This is a genomic window from Agathobaculum sp. Marseille-P7918 (genome assembly GCF_900625105.1).
GTDB lineage: Bacteria > Bacillota > Clostridia > Oscillospirales > Butyricicoccaceae > Agathobaculum.
On sequence record NZ_UYYD01000006.1, the window covers coordinates 72,738 to 88,650 of the forward strand.

The 15,913-nt window shown below is 63.2% G+C and carries 16 protein-coding genes and 1 other annotated feature; of the genes, 7 read left to right on the top strand and 9 right to left on the bottom strand.

Annotated elements, in window-relative coordinates; genetic code table 11:
* Positions 1-20: 20 nt before the first annotated feature.
* The 9 genes from EJL02_RS09645 to EJL02_RS09685 form a co-directional block, all read right to left on the bottom strand.
* Positions 21-428 carry an Asp23/Gls24 family envelope stress response protein gene (locus EJL02_RS09645; RefSeq protein ID WP_125116200.1) on the bottom strand — a complete coding sequence of 136 codons (408 nt, stop codon included), beginning with the start codon at positions 426-428 and terminating at the stop codon, positions 21-23.
* 77 nt (positions 429-505) lie between these two features.
* Positions 506-1,027 carry a SpoIIIAH-like family protein gene (locus EJL02_RS09650; protein ID WP_125116201.1) on the bottom strand — a complete coding sequence of 174 codons (522 nt, stop codon included), beginning with the start codon at positions 1,025-1,027 and terminating at the stop codon, positions 506-508.
* A 34-nt stretch (positions 1,028-1,061) separates the two neighbouring features.
* Positions 1,062-1,607 (bottom strand): hypothetical protein, encoded by a 546-nt coding sequence (locus EJL02_RS09655; RefSeq protein ID WP_125116202.1) that lies wholly within the window; start codon positions 1,605-1,607, stop codon positions 1,062-1,064.
* Complete coding sequence (locus EJL02_RS09660) at positions 1,604-2,083, bottom strand: hypothetical protein (RefSeq protein ID WP_125116203.1); 480 nt, start codon at positions 2,081-2,083, stop codon at positions 1,604-1,606. Before EJL02_RS09660 ends, EJL02_RS09655 begins: the two co-directional genes overlap by 4 nt.
* Complete coding sequence (locus tag EJL02_RS09665) at positions 2,080-3,171, bottom strand: stage III sporulation protein AE (protein WP_164510372.1); 1,092 nt, start codon at positions 3,169-3,171, stop codon at positions 2,080-2,082. The genes EJL02_RS09660 and EJL02_RS09665 overlap by 4 nt, the downstream gene beginning before the upstream one ends.
* Positions 3,172-3,185: 14 nt before the next feature.
* Entirely contained in the window at positions 3,186-3,575 is a 390-nt protein-coding gene (locus tag EJL02_RS09670) for a stage III sporulation AC/AD family protein (RefSeq protein ID WP_125116205.1), read from the bottom strand.
* On the bottom strand, positions 3,572-3,766 hold the full coding sequence (spoIIIAC, locus tag EJL02_RS09675; protein WP_125116206.1) for a stage III sporulation protein AC: 195 nt from the start codon (positions 3,764-3,766) through the stop codon (positions 3,572-3,574). The genes EJL02_RS09670 and spoIIIAC overlap by 4 nt, the downstream gene beginning before the upstream one ends.
* 14 nt (positions 3,767-3,780) lie before the next feature.
* A complete protein-coding gene (locus EJL02_RS09680) occupies positions 3,781-4,299 on the bottom strand; it encodes a stage III sporulation protein AB (protein WP_125116207.1) in 519 nt (172 codons plus the stop codon).
* Complete coding sequence (locus EJL02_RS09685; RefSeq protein WP_243114452.1) at positions 4,287-5,192, bottom strand: stage III sporulation protein AB; 906 nt, start codon at positions 5,190-5,192, stop codon at positions 4,287-4,289. Before EJL02_RS09685 ends, EJL02_RS09680 begins: the two co-directional genes overlap by 13 nt.
* A 116-nt stretch (positions 5,193-5,308) precedes the next feature.
* Positions 5,309-5,565, top strand: a binding site (T-box leader).
* Between the two features lie 81 nt (positions 5,566-5,646).
* Here EJL02_RS09685 and aroF point away from each other — a divergent pair.
* The 7 genes from aroF to EJL02_RS09720 all read left to right on the top strand — a co-directional run bounded on the left by aroF (position 5,647) and on the right by EJL02_RS09720 (position 15,706).
* Positions 5,647-6,663 carry a 3-deoxy-7-phosphoheptulonate synthase gene (aroF, locus tag EJL02_RS09690; RefSeq protein WP_125116209.1) on the top strand — a complete coding sequence of 339 codons (1,017 nt, stop codon included), beginning with the start codon at positions 5,647-5,649 and terminating at the stop codon, positions 6,661-6,663.
* Positions 6,664-6,682: 19 nt separating this feature from the next.
* Positions 6,683-7,723, top strand: a complete 1,041-nt coding sequence (gene aroB, locus EJL02_RS09695) for a 3-dehydroquinate synthase (protein WP_125116210.1) — start codon at positions 6,683-6,685, stop codon at positions 7,721-7,723.
* Positions 7,724-7,736: 13 nt separating this feature from the next.
* A complete protein-coding gene (aroC, locus tag EJL02_RS09700) occupies positions 7,737-8,828 on the top strand; it encodes a chorismate synthase (protein WP_125116211.1) in 1,092 nt (363 codons plus the stop codon).
* A complete protein-coding gene (gene pheA / locus EJL02_RS09705) occupies positions 8,821-9,960 on the top strand; it encodes a prephenate dehydratase (protein ID WP_164510373.1) in 1,140 nt (379 codons plus the stop codon). The genes aroC and pheA overlap by 8 nt, the downstream gene beginning before the upstream one ends.
* Before the next feature lie 6 nt (positions 9,961-9,966).
* Complete coding sequence (gene aroA / locus EJL02_RS09710) at positions 9,967-11,238, top strand: 3-phosphoshikimate 1-carboxyvinyltransferase (RefSeq protein ID WP_125116213.1); 1,272 nt, start codon at positions 9,967-9,969, stop codon at positions 11,236-11,238.
* Between the two features lie 5 nt (positions 11,239-11,243).
* Positions 11,244-12,629, top strand: a complete 1,386-nt coding sequence (locus EJL02_RS09715; RefSeq protein ID WP_125116214.1) for a shikimate kinase — start codon at positions 11,244-11,246, stop codon at positions 12,627-12,629.
* 77 nt (positions 12,630-12,706) lie between these two features.
* Positions 12,707-15,706, top strand: coding sequence for a phosphodiester glycosidase family protein (locus EJL02_RS09720; protein ID WP_125116215.1), 3,000 nt, complete (start codon positions 12,707-12,709; stop codon positions 15,704-15,706).
* The last annotated feature ends 207 nt before the right edge of the window (positions 15,707-15,913 follow it).

Genomic DNA, 15,913 nt, shown 5'->3' on the forward strand with positions numbered 1-15,913 from the left:
TGCCGTTTCCGATACGGTTTTTATTCCTGTTCTGCGGGCTGTTCTTCCGCCGCCGGTGCGGGCGCAAAGGTGACGCCGCCGACATGCACATTGACCTCGGTGACCTTGAGGCCGGTCATGGACTCGACCGAGGACCGCACGCTCTCCTGCACCTGTTTTGCCACCTCGCAGATGTTATGGCCGAACAGTGCAAGGAAGCCGATCTCGATTTTGACCGTTCCCTCTTCGCCGATTTCAATACGGACGCCCTTGGAAAGGTTTTTCTTGCTCAGGAAGCTGACGATATCGCTTGTCAACGTGGAATACAGGCCGCTGACGCCGGCCGTTTCCGAAGTGGCAAGCGCTGCAATGGACGCGACAACGTCCTCAGAGATACGGATGGAACCCTGATCGCTCTCGGTTGACCAATATTCCTTGTGATCCGCCATAGTGCTCACTCTCCTTTATAACGGGATTATAGCACAGTTTTGGCAAAATGCAAAGCAAAAATACGCATCCCGGCGGCTCACTCGGCCTCGACGATCTTGACCTGTCCCGCGGTCATGCCGGTCTCACTGACCACAATGTCCTTGATGACCGTCACATCGGTTGCCTGCAAACCGCCGTCCGGCGGCGCGACCACGACGTTGACGCTGCTGTCGCCGATCATCACGACCGCATCCGCATAGCCCTTGGCGCGGATCAGACTTTCGATATTGGCTTCGGCCACCGAATCATCCGCCAGCGCGGAGATCTGCGCGGCCGCCTCGTCCTTTGCGGCCTGATCCGCGTCCTCGCTCTCGCTCAGTTCGCGCAGCGTACTGACCGCCTCATCGCGCGCCTGCTCGCGCGTCAGGCGCGAAGTTGCAAAGTAATCCTCGCCCTCGGTCGGCGATGCGGCATCCGTATCCGCCGCGTCGCCGTCGGTCTGGCCCGCCACCAGCAGTTCCTCCGGCGCATCGACGTAGCTCCAGTTGAAATAAACCGCCGCGCAAAGCAGCAGCGCGATCACACCGTATACCGCGCCGCGTTTTTTGATTTTTTTCATCACTGCTCGCCCTCCTGTATTTGGTTACTTATTTTTATGAAGCATCGGACATTTTCAGAACCGTAACTTTGTCCGTGCCGATGCCGCACACCGTGCTGACCGCCTGCGTCACCGCCAGACGCACCTGCGCGTCGTCCGCGCCGTCGCACAGAACGACCGCGCCGCGGAAGGTCGGCAGCAGGTTTTTGACCGTGACCGGTTTTTCCCCATAGCTGCCGTCGCTGAGCACGGTCAGATCGCTTTCATAGCTCTCGCTGCTGTCCATGCCGGTCGTCTGGCGGGTGTTGACCGCATAGACCGCTTCGCCGCTCTGCTCGAGCGACAGCATCAGCTCGACCCGCCCCACGCCGTCCACCGCCGCGAGTTTGCCGCACAGCTGCTGCTCAAACGAAGCAAGGTCGAACGACGACGGCTCGGCCGATACGTCGGTTGCCGCCGTCTCCTGCTTGGCCCCGCGTCCCCCGGACGCGAGCAGCAGCACGCCCGCCAGCAGCACGATCAGCACCGCGCGGTATTTGACCGCGAGCGGCAGGATTTTTCCCTGCGCCGCCCGCAGCCGCTCCTTCCACTGTTCTTTCATTGCGCTATCCACTCCTGTCTGTCCGCATCCACACCGCAGCCCTCGGAAACCAGCGTTTTCAGTTCGTCCAGCCGCGCTGCATCCGTGCTCTGATAATAAACGGTCACGCGGCCGACCTGTAAGATCCCGTCCGCATCGTTTTCCATCGTCACATGCACCGTGCAGTCAAAGCCCTGTTCCTGCGCGCTGCGCTCGAGCGCATCCGCGATGCTGGAGGCGACCGTGCTCATCGCGGTCTGCGCGTTCTGCGCCTGGATCGCGTCCACGTCCACTTGGGACGCGCCTTCCCAGATGCCGTCCCAGCCGGTCAGCCGCAGCGCCGCCAGCGGCTGGAGCAGCGCCAGCAGCATGAGCAGCCCGGCCGCCAGCTTGACGATCTCGCGCAGCGCGCCGCCCCCGACCACGCGCAGCGCCACCGCGGACGCCACGCCCGCCAGCGTCACGCGCAGCAAAATGGTATGTAACAATTCGGTCATATCGGCTTCACCATCGCAACCACATAAACCAGCTCCAAAAACAAGATCAGGCAGCAGGTGCTCAGCATGCCCAGCAGCAGGCCGAATCCCGTGCTGACCCCTTCCAGCAGCTGCCGCAGGCTGCCCGCGCACAGTGGGGACAGCACGGCTGCGCCCGCCTTGTAACACAGGTAGCTTGCGCCCACACGCACAAACGGGATCAGGCAGATCGCGGCCACGCACAGCATGCCGAACACGCCCACCGAGCTGCGCAGCAGCGCCGCGCCCGAAAGCACGGTCTCGGTCGCGTCCGAGATCACGCCGCCGACCACCGGCACCGCGCCCGAAACCGCAAATTTCGCGGTCTTGAGCGCCATGCGGTCCACGCTGCCCGACACCCCGCCTGCAATGGTCAGATAAGCGGTAAACAGGGTCAAAATCAGCTTGAGCGCGCCCGAGGTCAAGCTTTTGATGCCATCCGCGATGCCGTGCAGCATACCGTTGCCGGTCGCGGCGTCCACCGCGACCACCGCAAGGTACGCGCACGCCGCGGGCACGAGCAGCGTGTTCACCAGCCGGATCACCAGATCGAACACCACCATCGTCGCCACCTGCAAGGCGGTCGCGGTCGCGGCGTTGCCGCCGGAGGCCAGCACGGTCGCCAGCACCGGCTGCAACGTCCCGGAAAACACGCTGATCTCCGACAAGGTTTCGCGGCACAGCGCCAAAACGCCGGTAAAATCCTGCAAAAGCACCGCCGCACAACCCAGCGCGCCCGCCATGTCGATCCACGCATCCGCTGCGCCGCCCGCCGCCGCGGAAAATCCGCGCCCGACCGCGGTCAGGATCACGATCACCGCCACGCGCACCAATCCGCCCAGCGCGTTTTGCAGCGCGCTGCGGCTATCCGCCGCTGTGTTTTCCAGCAGACGGGCAAACGACCCGGTCAGCTCGTCCGCCGTTTCCGGATCGATGCCGTCCAGATACGCGCGCTGCTCTCCCGGCACCGCGCCGCGCAGCGTGTCCCCCTGCGCGGTTTCTCCCTCAGCCGCGGCTGCCCCGGTCATGCACGCCAGCAGCACCAGCAGCACGGCAAACACTCTTTTCATCCGTCCGGTTCCTTTCATAACGTCCAGTCCGCCACCAGTTCGAGCACCTGCTCGAGCAGCGGCAGGCAAAGGGAAAGCGCGAGCACCGCGCCGACGATCTCCAGCTTGGCCGCAAGCGCCGACTGCCCGTTGTCCCGGCACAGCGCGCTCATGATGCGCACCACGACCGCAACGCCGACCGTCTTGAGCACCGGCAGATACAGGCGCTGCGTCAAACCGCCCTGCGCCAGCAGGCCGGAAAACCGCTGCATCGTGCCGCCAAGCATGTCGAACGCGCGCAGCAGTAGGAGCACGCCCGCCGTCAGCGTCAGCAGGAACGCGATCGCGGGCACCTCTTTTTTGAGCGTCATGGACAGCACAAGCACCAGCAGCACCAGCCCGCAGGCCGCGATCAGGCTGTTCAAAACCCGAACACGCTTTTCATCATCGTAAACAGCTGGCTGATCTCCTGCACGATCAGCATCAGCACGACGATCAGCCCCGCCAGCGTGGTCATCAGCGCCTGTTCCTCCCGTCCCGAACGCGTCAGCAGCTGGCCGAGCACCGCCACCAGAATGCCGACCGCCGCGATGCGGAAAATCAGATCAACGTCCATATGTTCCTCCGTCCTCAGATCAGCACCAGCACCACCAGAATGCCCAGCGCAATGCCGCAGGTGCGGTACAGGTTGCCCTTGTTTTGCAGCTCTCCCGCCGCCGTGTCGCGCGCCGCCGACAGCCGCCGCGCGATCTGCTCGAGCCCCGCGACCTGCTCGGACGCGTCATACCGGCCCAGCCACGCCGCCGCCTCGCACAGGATATCGCATTCCGCCTGCCCCAGACCGATTTTGTCCCGACAGTCCCGCAGCGAAGCGCGCCACTGATAGCCGAGCGACAGGCCGTTTTCCTCGCGCAGGCGCCGGCTGAGGCAGCCGAACACCGTGCGTATGACTGCGTTTTCGTTTTCCGCGAGCTGTCCGACGATCTCCGGAATGGGCGCGCGCCGGCAGGAGATCTCCCCTTCCATCAGCCCCAGCGCCAGCAGCATGGCGTCCGCCGCAGCCACCCGCCGCCGCAGGCCCTGCCGCGCGGACAGGCCGAGCGCTGCGCACGCGCCGAAGATCATGACCGAACCCATCAGCTTGAGCATGTTTTTCCCTCCAGTTTTTCCATCCGGTACTGCCGTTTTCCGTTTTCCCGCGTGATGACCACTGCCCGCTCGAACACCCGCAGGTCGAGCAGCGCGCGGTACAGCGGCCGGCGGCACAGATCGTCCACATCCGCCGCGTGCGCGCTGGCCAGCACGGCCGTGCCGCAGTGCGCGCACAGCGAAACCGCCTCCACATCCTCGGGCGCGGTGATCTCGTCAAACGCGATCAGCTCGGGCGACATGGTCTTGAGCAGCATGATCGCCGCCTGCCGTTTCGCGCAATTTTCCAGCACATCCGTGCACCGGCCGACCGCAAACTGCGGCGCGCCGTCCGCGAGCGCCGCGATCTCCCCGCGCTCGTCCGCGACCGAAACCGGATGCCCCGCGTCCGACACCAACCGCACCCATTCGCGCAGCAGCGTCGTTTTGCCGAAGCCGGGCGGCGACAGCAGCAGCACGCTTTGCGGTGCGCCCGTGCCGATCCACGGCCGGATGGTCTCGTCCACCTCTGTCACCTGCCGCGCCACGCGCAGATTGACCGACGATAGGCCGCGCACGCCGATCACCTGTCCGTTTTCCTCGGCCACCGTGCCGCAAAGCCCGAGCCGGTGCCCGCCGCCGAGCGTCACAAACCCGTGCCGCAGGCTTTCCGCATAGCTGTGCACCGAGTACCGCGCCGCCCGGCTGAGCGTTTCGCGCAGCTCCTGCGCCGTGACCGGTGCAAGGTCGGTCTCCCGCTCGCCCGACGCGGTGCGCACCGACGGCGGACGCCCCACGCGCAGACGGATCTCTTCGACCGCCTTCCCGCCGTCCAGCCGCGCCAGCTGCGCCGCCCGCGATACGGGCAGGCAGGCGATCGCCTGCAAATACGCGCCGTCCTGTTTTGCTTCCATTTGCATCACCTGTCCTACTCTATGTCCGGCCTGTCCGGAATATGACTGAAACACAACCGTAATAAAACGGGCATTGACAACGCGCGGCTTTGGGAATATAATAGGTACAAATATTGCACAAAGCGATGACAGAGGAAAGTAATTGTTCCAAGTGCGGCTTTCAGGGAGTGTCCGGCATGACTGGAAACGGACGCAGACGCCGGTACAATGAAGTTCCCTCTTGAGCTGCGGCGCTGAAAAACCCGGTTTCAGTAGGCGCCGACGGACTTCCTCCGTTACAGGGATAGGATATTTTCTGTATCCGAAAAAGTGCGGCATAGCTTTATGCCGAATGTGGGTGGTACCGCGGAACCGTTTGTCTTTCGTCCCTCTTTGTGGATGAAAGGCTTTTTTTGTGCTTTTTTCCGCCGGACAAACGAAAAACCCACTTTTCTATATAAAGGAGAGACAAAAAATGATCATTATCATGAAGCACGGCGCAACGCGCGAACACGTTGAGGAACTTTCCCGCCATATCGAGCGCTGGGGCGTCAAGGCAAACCCGATTTACGGCGAAGGCACGATCGTCATCGGCCTGGTCGGCGACACGGGTGCAGTTGATAAGGACGCGCTGATGCGCGACCCGCAGGTCGAGAACATCCTCAAGGTGCAGGAGCCGTTCAAGCTGGCCAACCGCAAGTTCCATCCGGACAACACGGAAGTGACCATCGCGCCGGACGTGGTCGTCGGCGGCAAAAAGCTGGTCGTCATGGCAGGCCCCTGCTCGGTCGAGAGCGAGGAGCAGATCATCGACGTGGCCAAGCATGTGCAGGCCGAGGGCGCGACCGTGCTGCGCGGCGGCGCATGGAAGCCGCGTTCCTCCCCGTACTCGTTCCAGGGTCTGAAGGCCGAAGGCCTCGAGCTGCTGCACAAGGCGCATGAGGCAACCGGCCTGCCGGTCGTCACCGAGATCACCAACCCCGCACACATCGATATGTTCATGGAAAAGTGCGACTGCTTCCAGGTCGGCGCGCGCAACATGCAGAACTTCGAACTGCTCAAGGAGCTGGGCCAGACCAACAAGCCCGTCCTGCTCAAGCGCGGCTTTGCCAACACGATGGAAGAGTTCCTGATGAGCGCGGAATACATCATGGCGGGCGGCAACGAGCAGGTCATCCTGTGCGAGCGCGGCATCCGCACCTATGAAAAATACACCCGCAACACGCTGGACATCTCGGCGGTGCCGGTCCTCAAGCGCATGAGCCACCTGCCGGTCATCGTGGACCCGTCGCACGCGGGCGGCATTTACTGGATGGTCGAGCCGCTGGCCAAGGCAGCCGTTGCCGCGGGCGCGGACGGCCTGATGATCGAAGTGCACAACGACCCCGCGCATGCCCTGTCGGACGGCGCGCAGTCGCTGACCTACGAATCCTTCCACGAAACCATGCAGAGCCTGCGCGCGGTTGCACAGGCAGTCGGCCGCGAGATTTGATCAAAGGAGGGTTGCAGCCATGCAGATGCTGAACCTGACGGGCGCAAACGGTGTGTCCGAAATCTACATTGAAACCGATCTGCTCAGCCACGCGGGACAGATGATTGCCGACGTGTTCTCCCCCTCCCGCGTGCATATCGTGACCGACTCCACGGTCGCGCCGCTCTACCTTGCACAGCTTGAGCAGCAGTTTACCCTGCCGGTCACCTCGACCATCATCCCCGCGGGCGAGGAGCACAAGCGGCTCTCCACGGTCGAGGGCATCTACCACGACCTGCTCGCCGCGGGCATGACGCGCAAAGACCTCATCATCGCGCTCGGCGGCGGCGTCGTGGGCGACATCACGGGCTTCGCCGCGGCGACCTTCCTGCGCGGTGTATCGCTGTGCCAGATCCCGACCACCCTGCTCGCGCAGGTGGATTCCTCGGTCGGCGGCAAGACGGGCGTGGACCTTGCCGAGGGCAAAAACCTGGTCGGTGCGTTCTACCAGCCGCGGCTGGTGCTGATCGACCCGGAGGTCCTCAAAACCCTGCCGGACGCCACCTTTGCCGACGGCATGGCCGAGGTCGTCAAATACGGCTATATCGCCAACCCCGAAATCCTCGACATGGTGTCCCAGCCGGAGTATCAGGAACAGATCGACGACATCATTTATGAATGCGTCAAGATCAAGCGCGACGTGGTCGCCATCGACGAGCACGACACCGGCCTGCGCATGATCCTGAACTTTGGCCACACGATCGGCCACGCGGCCGAAAAGCTCGGAAACTACACCGAGCTGACCCACGGTCAGGCGGTCGCCATCGGCATGGTCGCCGCGATGCGGCTGAGCGCGATGCGCGGCAACGCCGACCTGACCGCGCCGCTGATCACGCTGCTGCAAAAGATCGGCCTGCCGACCGAACTGACCTATGACCGCGAAGCCATTTTCGGCGCGCTGCTGTCGGATAAGAAGAAATTCGGCAGCACGGTCAACTTCATCCTCGTGCGCGAACCCGGCCGGGCGGAAATCACCCCGATCGAGGCCGAAACGCTGCACGAGTACATTCTCAAACTGTAAGGAGGTTGCCGCGATGGGTTCCACTTGGGGCAACGCCATCAAAATTTTCATCTTTGGGGAGTCGCACGGCGCCGGTATCGGCGTCGTGATCGACGGCTTCCCGTCGGGCGTTCCGTACGACGAAGCCTTTGTGCTGCGCGAGATGGAGCGCCGCGCACCCGGACGCAACAAGCAGTCCACCCAGCGCAAGGAAGCCGACAAGCCGGTCATCCAGTCCGGCATATACAACGGCAAAACGACCGGCACGCCCATCTGCGCGCTGATCCAGAACACCAACCAGCATTCGAACGACTATGCCGCACTGGCCGCGCAGCCCCGTCCGGGCCACGCGGACTACACCGGCATGGTGCGCTATCACGGCTGTAACGATCCGCGCGGCGGCGGCCATTTTTCCGGCCGTCTGACCGCGCCGCTTGTGTTTGCGGGCGCGCTGTGCAAGCTGTGGCTGAAAACGCAGGGCGTCACAGTCGGTTCGCACATCCAGTCGATCGCGCAGATTCAGGATATGCCGTTTGACGACGTGGACGTGCCGGTTTCCCAGCTGGAAACGCTGCGAAACGCGGACTATCCGGTCAACAACCCGCGCGCGCTCGACGCCATGCTCGCCGCGATCGAAGAGGCGCGCGAGGCGCAGGATTCGGTCGGCGGCGTGATCGAATGCGCGGCCGTCGGCCTGCCCGCCGGCATCGGCAGCCCGATGCTGGACACGGTCGAAAGCCGCCTGTCCTCCATCCTGTTCGCCGTGCCCGCGGTCAAGGGTGTGGAGTTCGGCGCGGGCTTTGCCTTCGCGGCGCTGCGCGGCTCGCACGCAAACGACACGCTGTATCAGGACGGAGACACAGTCAAAACCGAAACCAACAACAACGGCGGCATCAATGGCGGCATCACCAACGGCATGCCGCTGATCGTGCGCGTGTGCATCAAGCCCACGCCGTCCATATCGGCCGTGCAGCAGACGCTCAACATCCAGACCGGCAAGGTCGAGCCGCTGTCCATCCATGGACGGCACGACCCCTGCATCGTCACGCGTGCCGCGCCGGTGGTCGAGGCGGCCTGTGCGGTCGCACTTGCTGATTTACTCCGGGAGGCGAACGGTTATGCGTGAATTATCCGAAATCCGGCAGGACATCAACCGCGTGGACGAACAGATCCGCGCGCTGTTTCTCGAGCGCATGGATCTCGCGCTGCAAGTCGCGCAGACCAAGGTCGAGACCGATGACAAGATCTATAAGCCCGACCGCGAGGCCGAGATCATCCAAAAGCGCACCGCGGGCATGGACGACGAGCTGCGCCTGAAATACACCGCGCTTTTACAGAGCATGATCCGCGCCAGCCGCGAATATCAATACAGCGAGGTGCTCCGGCAGCGCCCGGAGCGGTTTCCGCTGCACCCGTCCGGGAACGAACTGGCGCCCAACATCGTCTATTATCAGGGTGTGCCGGGCGCGTATCAGGAACTGGCCGCGCGCGCGCTGTTCCCGCAGTGCGAGCCGCAATGCGTGCCGACGTGGGAGCAGGTGTTCCAGTCCGTGCGCGACGGCGTGGCGGATGTGGGCGTGGTGCCGGTCGAAAACTCGACCGCCGGCACGGTCAGCGAGGTCTATGACCTGCTGCTCGAATACGACCTGTCGATCAACAAGTCCTATATCAAGAAAATTTCGCACTGTCTGGCCGCCGTGCCGGGCGCGACGCTTGCCGACATCCGCAGCGTCTGCTCGCACCCGCACGCCCTGCCCCAGTGCCATGCCTTTATCACCGAACACGGGCTGGAGGCGATCGAAGTTGCCAACACGGCGATCGCGGCGCAGAACGTGCAGCAAAAAGGCGACAAGCACCTTGCCGCGATCTGCTCGCGCGAGGCGGCAGGCCGGTACGGCCTGACCATTCTGGCCGAAGGCATCAACGACCTAAAGCACAACGAAACCCGCTTTATCGCGGTCAGCCGCACGCTGACCAGCCGTCCCGAGGACAACCGCATCGAGATCGCGTTCCGCATCCCGAATGTCGCCGGCTCGCTCGGCCGCGTGCTGGATGTCTTTACGCATTACGGCATTGACATGACCGGCATCTATTCCCGTCCGCTCAAGGACAGCCCGTGGTGCTATGTGTTCTATGTGGACTTCACCGGCAACATGCAGGACCATGCCGTGCAGTCCCTGTTATACCAGCTCCATGAGGAGCTGCCCTACATCAAAGTCATCGGCAGCTATCCGGTTTCCGATGCAACGGAGGAGTAAAGCAACATGCAAATCCAACCCTGCGGCCCGCTGCGCGGCGAAATCACCGTGCCGGGCGACAAATCCATTTCGCACCGCGCGATCATGCTGGGCGCGCTGGCAAACGGCACGACCCATATCACCGGCTTCCTGATGGGCGACGACTGTCTGTCCACCATCGACTGCTTCCGCAAAATGGGCGTACAGATCGAGATCACGGACAACGAGGTGATCGTCGAAGGCGTCGGCCTGCACGGCCTGTGCGAGCCCGAGGAAACGCTCTACACCGGCAACAGCGGCACGACTACCCGCCTTTTGTGCGGCATTCTGGCCGGCCAGCCGTTCACCGCGACCTTAAACGGCGACGCTTCCATCCAAAAGCGCCCGATGGGCCGCATTATCAAGCCGCTGCGCGAGATGGGCGCCTCGATCGAAGGCAAAAACGACAACTACTGCCCGCTGACGCTGTATCCAAGTGAGCTGCACGGCATTGAATACCGTCTGCCGGTGGCCTCCGCGCAGCTCAAAAGCGCGATTTTGCTCGCGGGCCTGTACGCCGAGGGCCAGACCACGGTCATCGAGCCCGCGCCCTCGCGCGACCACACCGAGCGCATGTTCCGCGCGCTGGGCGTGGAAATCGAGACCGAGGGCAACGTCATCACGCTTGACCCGCCCGAGGACCTGCATGCGGTGGACATCGCCGTGCCGGGCGATATTTCGTCCGCGGCGTTCTTCCTTGTCGCGGGTGCGATCGTGCCGGGCAGCGAGCTGACGATCAAAAACGTGGGCGTCAACCAGACCCGCACGGGCATTCTGGACGTGCTGCGCGACATGGGCGCGGATATCACGGAATCGAACTTCCGGGACGACGCCGAGCCGGTCTGCGACCTGACCGTGCGATACAGCCATCTGCACGGTGTGGAGATCGGCGGGTCGATCATCCCGCGCCTGATCGACGAGTTGCCCGTCATTGCGGTCGCGGCGGCTTTTGCCGAGGGCGAAACCGTCATCCGCGACGCGCAGGAGCTCAAGGTCAAGGAGTCCAACCGCATCGCCGCGATGGTGACCGAACTGTCCCGCGCGGGCGTGGACGTGGAGGAAACCGACGACGGCATGATCATCCGCGGCGGCAAAACACCGTGCGGCGCTTCGTTCCAGACCTACAAGGACCACCGCATCGCGATGAGCCTTGCCGTGCTCGCGCTGGCAGCCCAGACCACCAGCCGCATCAACGACCCCGAGGTCGTTTCGATCTCCTATCCCGACTTTTTCGACACGCTCAAGGCACTGGGAGGCTGAACACTATGCTGCTAACCATGGAAGAGTTCCGCGCCTTTGAGCCGAAAAAACCGACCTACGCGCTCATCGGCTGGCCGCTCGGCCACACGATGAGCCCCGAGCTGCACGCACAGCTGTTTGCAGCCTCCGGGCAGGACGCGGAGTACATCGGCGTGGCCGTGCCGCCCGAGGATCTGGCTGAGGCATTCGAGCTGGCAAAGCGCAAGCTGCGCGGCATCAACTGCACCATCCCGCACAAAAAAGCGGTCATTGAGCTGCTCGACGAGGTGGACACCGCCGCGCGTGACCTGCATTCGGTCAACACCGTCGCCTTCCGCGACGGCCGCGCCATCGGCTACAACACCGATATCCTCGGCTTTGCCGAATCGCTCACGCGCGACGGCATCAAACTGCGCGGCAAAAAGGTGCTGCTGCTCGGCTACGGCGGCGCTGCCGCGGTCATGGCCTACTACTGCGTCACGCAGGGCGCCTATCTGACCATCACGGGACGCCATCCGGAAAAGGCGGCCGTGCTGCAGCAGCAGCTCTGCGAAGCCGTCCCCGGCGCGCACGTCTCCGTGTTCAGCCGCCGGCACATTCCGCGCGACATCCAGATCGTGCTCAATTCCACGCCGGTCGGCATGTATCCCAAGGAGAACGTCGCTCCCCTGCACTACCTGCCGCACAAGACCGAATACGTCCTGGACGCAATCTACAACCCGCCGGTCACCGCGACGATGAAACTGGCCAACCCCAAAAAGACCCGCGTACGCGACGGCATGTTCATGCTGGTCATGCAGGCCGCCCACGCGGAAACCATCTGGTCGGGCGTCCAGTTCACGCCGCAGACCTGCGAAACCATCCTGCGCCGCACCTACGGCAAGCTGGCGGTCAAGCGGCTGCATGAAAAATACGGCAAGCAGAACATTGTGCTGTGCGGCTTTATGGGCAGCGGCAAAACCACGGTCGGCCGCAAACTCGCGCGCCTGACCGGGCTGGAATTTGTCGATGCCGACCAGTATCTCGAAGCGCAGGAAGGCAAAAAGATCTCGGAGATCTTCGCCGAAAAAGGCGAAGCCTATTTCCGCGACCGCGAAAGCGCGTACATCCGCGAATTGTCCGAGCGCGAGGGCATCGTCCTCTCCCTCGGCGGCGGCGCCGTGCTGCGGCAGGAAAACGTGGACGCTGTCCGGCGGACCGGGCTGCTCATCCATCTGGATACGCCCTATTTCCGCATCGTCAAAAACCTGTCTTATTCCAATACCCGGCCGCTGCTGGACAAACCGGACAAGCAGGCCGAAACCCGCCGCCTGTACAACGCACGCAAGGGGATCTACCACCGCGTCGCGGATGTATCGGTGCGCAGTCCGAAAATTTCCGAAGTGTTGGAAAAGCTCGTCAAGAGCTTTTAAGCAAATTTTCATCCCAAAATGCACCGCTTTTGCGGGGCTGCAATCCTTTCCACCATTCTGAGAAATCGAGGAGGACCATGAAACATTTTGCAAAGCATTCCATCCGTCTGCTGGCAGCCTCACTGGCCGTAATACAGCTGGTTTCCGCCGCTGCCGGCGCCGCCTTCACCAACAGCTTTTCCTATTCGTATCCGGTTGGCGAAGGGCTGACCTACACCCGCTCGGAAGGCAAGAACAGCGCCGGCCTGCAAAAGGCCAACATCCTGACCTATACGCCCAACACCGGGGTTTCCCCCATCATGGTGTATGCGGATGAGCAGCTCTACGGCAGTCAGGCCACCATTACCAATGCCGTAAAGTATCTGGCAAATCAGGGAAAGACCGTCATCGGCGGCACCAACGCCGACTTTTTCGTCATGTCCAGCGGCATCCCGATCGGTTTGGTCATCGATGAAGGCGAACTGATCTCGTCCGACGCATGGCAGTACGCGGTCGGCTTCAAGGCCGACGGCACCGCCGTCATGGGCCGCCCGACGATGAACATGACGGTGTCCGGCGCATCCGGCACGGTTTCGGTCTCCTACTTCAATAAAACCCGCACCACCGCGGGCGCGTACCTGCTCGACCGCAACTACGACGATTCCACGCATTTCTCGGCCAACGGCAGCTACATCATCCTCGAGCGCGTGGATGATACGCCGGTGCAGGTCAACCACTCGGTCAAGCTCAAGGTCGTCAGCAAGGGCACAGGCAGCAGCGCGTTCACCATTGCCGACAACCAGATGGTGCTGACCAAGTCGGACGGCGCAAACGTCCCCTCCTGGGTGGATTTCCCGGTCGGTGAAGAGGTCACGCTCTGGGTCGGCGCGAACGACAGCAACTGGGCCCAAGTGGAATACGCGGTCGGCGGCAAGCTACTCATCGACAACAGCACGGTCACGACTTCGGGCATTGACGCCGCCTCCTCGCGCCGCGCGCGCAGTGCGATCGGCGTCAAGGCAGACGGCACGGTCGTCCTCTACGAAATCGACGGCAACCAGTCCTCGGTCAGCATGGGCCTGACCGCCGCGGAGCTCGGCAACGAGCTGCTCGCGCTCGGCTGCGTGCGCGCCATCTGTCTGGATGGCGGCGGCTCGTCCGCCATGGCGCTGCGCAAGCCCGGCGAAAGCACGGCTTCGCTGATCACCAGCCCGTCGGACGGCTCCCAGCGCTCGTGCGCCAACTACATTTTCTTCATCAGCAATATCGCTTCTGACGGCGTGACCGCACATGCGGTGCTCACGCCGAGCCACCGTTACGTCATGCCCGGCGGCTCGACTTGGTTCTCGGTCAAGGGTGCGGACGCGTCCTACGGTCCGGCCGATGCGCCGACCGACCTGACCTTCTCGGTCGCGGATAACATGGGCACGGTCAGCGGCCAGACCTTCACCGCCGGCATGACCACCGGCAAGGCGGTCATCACCGGCTCCAACGGCGCGGTCGAAGGCTCGATGATGGTATGCGTCACCGGTGACATCCAGTCCATCACCCTGCAAAACGACGGCAAGGATGTCAGCGCGATCTCGCTCAAGCCGGGTCAGAGTATCAACATGGACGGCGTCGCTTATCACCTGGGCCAGAAGATGGGCTCGGTTGACACTTCGTTTACCTGGAGCGTATCCGGCGGCGTGGGCACGGTGAGTGAAACCGGCTTATTCACCGCGGGCGACAGCATGGCCAGCGGCACGCTCACCTGCTCGTACGGCAACACCAGCAAAACCATTCCGGTCACCATCGGCATGGGCGATCCGCAGACCGCCGAAACCGTTGCCGGTTTTGAGGGCTCGCAGCCCTGCACGGCGACCGACGGCGTCACCCTGTCCACCGTGACCGATTACACCGAAGTCGCCCGCGGCACCGGCTCGCTCAAGGCCGCCTACGACGGCAGCAAGGTGATGACCGCGACGATCTCCGTACCGCAGACCAACGTTTCCGATATGTCCTATCTGACGCTGTGGGCGCGCGGCGAAAACACGCAGAGCACGCTGACCGCGGTCTTTACCGACGCGGAAGGCAACGAGCTGACCGCTCCCCTCTCCGCCGCCACGACCGGCAGCTGGAAACAGCTGACCGCCTCGATTCCGGACGGCGCCCAGGTGCTGACCGGCATCCGCTTTGACCGCAGCGGCGCGGGCACGGCCAGCAGCGCGCTCTACCTCGACCAGATCGTCGTTTCCGCCGATCACGCCGTGACCAACACGGATGCACCGGCCGTCAAGCTAAGCAGCACCTCGGTTACGGTCAGCGCCGGCGCGAGCGCGACCCTGACCGGCACCGCCACCATGGAAAACGGCAAGTATCCGGCGCGCGCCTCCAATATTGAGGTCAAGGTGGACGGCAAAACGGTTTCCGGCGCGGCCCGCATGAGCGGATCGACCCTGTCGGTCACCACCGGCGCGCTGAGCCAGGGCACGCACTGCGTCACGATCGACATTTCGGACGACGCGGGCAACCGCACGCGCGTCTCGGCCACGGTCACCGCCGGCAGTGCGCAGAACGTCTTTGCCGACACCGCAAACCACTGGGCGCGCGGCTACGCTTCCCTACTCAACGCCAACGGCATCATGAAGGGCGAAACCGGCAGCGACGGCAAGACCTACTTTAACCCCGATCGCAACCTGACCCGCAAGGAATTTGCCGTCACGATGGCACGCCTGCTCGGTCTGGACACCTCCTACACCGGCAAAACCGAATTTGCCGATGACAGCAAGATCCCCGCTTGGGCGCGCGGCGCGGTTTACGCCGTTTCGCAGGCGGGCATCATGCAGGGCTCGAACAACGGCGGCGAGCTGTACTTCAACCCGGACGCGGATATGACCCGCGCCGAAGTAATGACCGTCATCGGACGCTGCCTGCCGCGCGGCTATGCAGCGGCGGCGCTGACCTACTCGGATGCGTCCTCGGTTCCCGCATGGGCGCTCGATCAGGTCAAGACCTGCGTTTCCGCCGGCATCATCGGCGGCTATAAGGACAACACCCTGCAGCCGCTCGGCAAGATCACCCGCGGCGAAATCGCCAAGATTCTGGCGCTGTTCTGAACCGAATCAACTGCTTTCCGCCCCGTGCCTTTTTCGGCGCGGGGCGGTTTTTTCTGCCGCTTGACAGCGTTTTTTTGCCGTGCTATACTGGATTTTGCAAACTGCATCCACCCGGATTTTTATCGCCGGATAAAAATTTGAGCGTCATTCTTTCCATCGTAGGCCTTTGAAGATGGAAAGGCTGGCGCTTTTTTGTTTTAGGAGGAA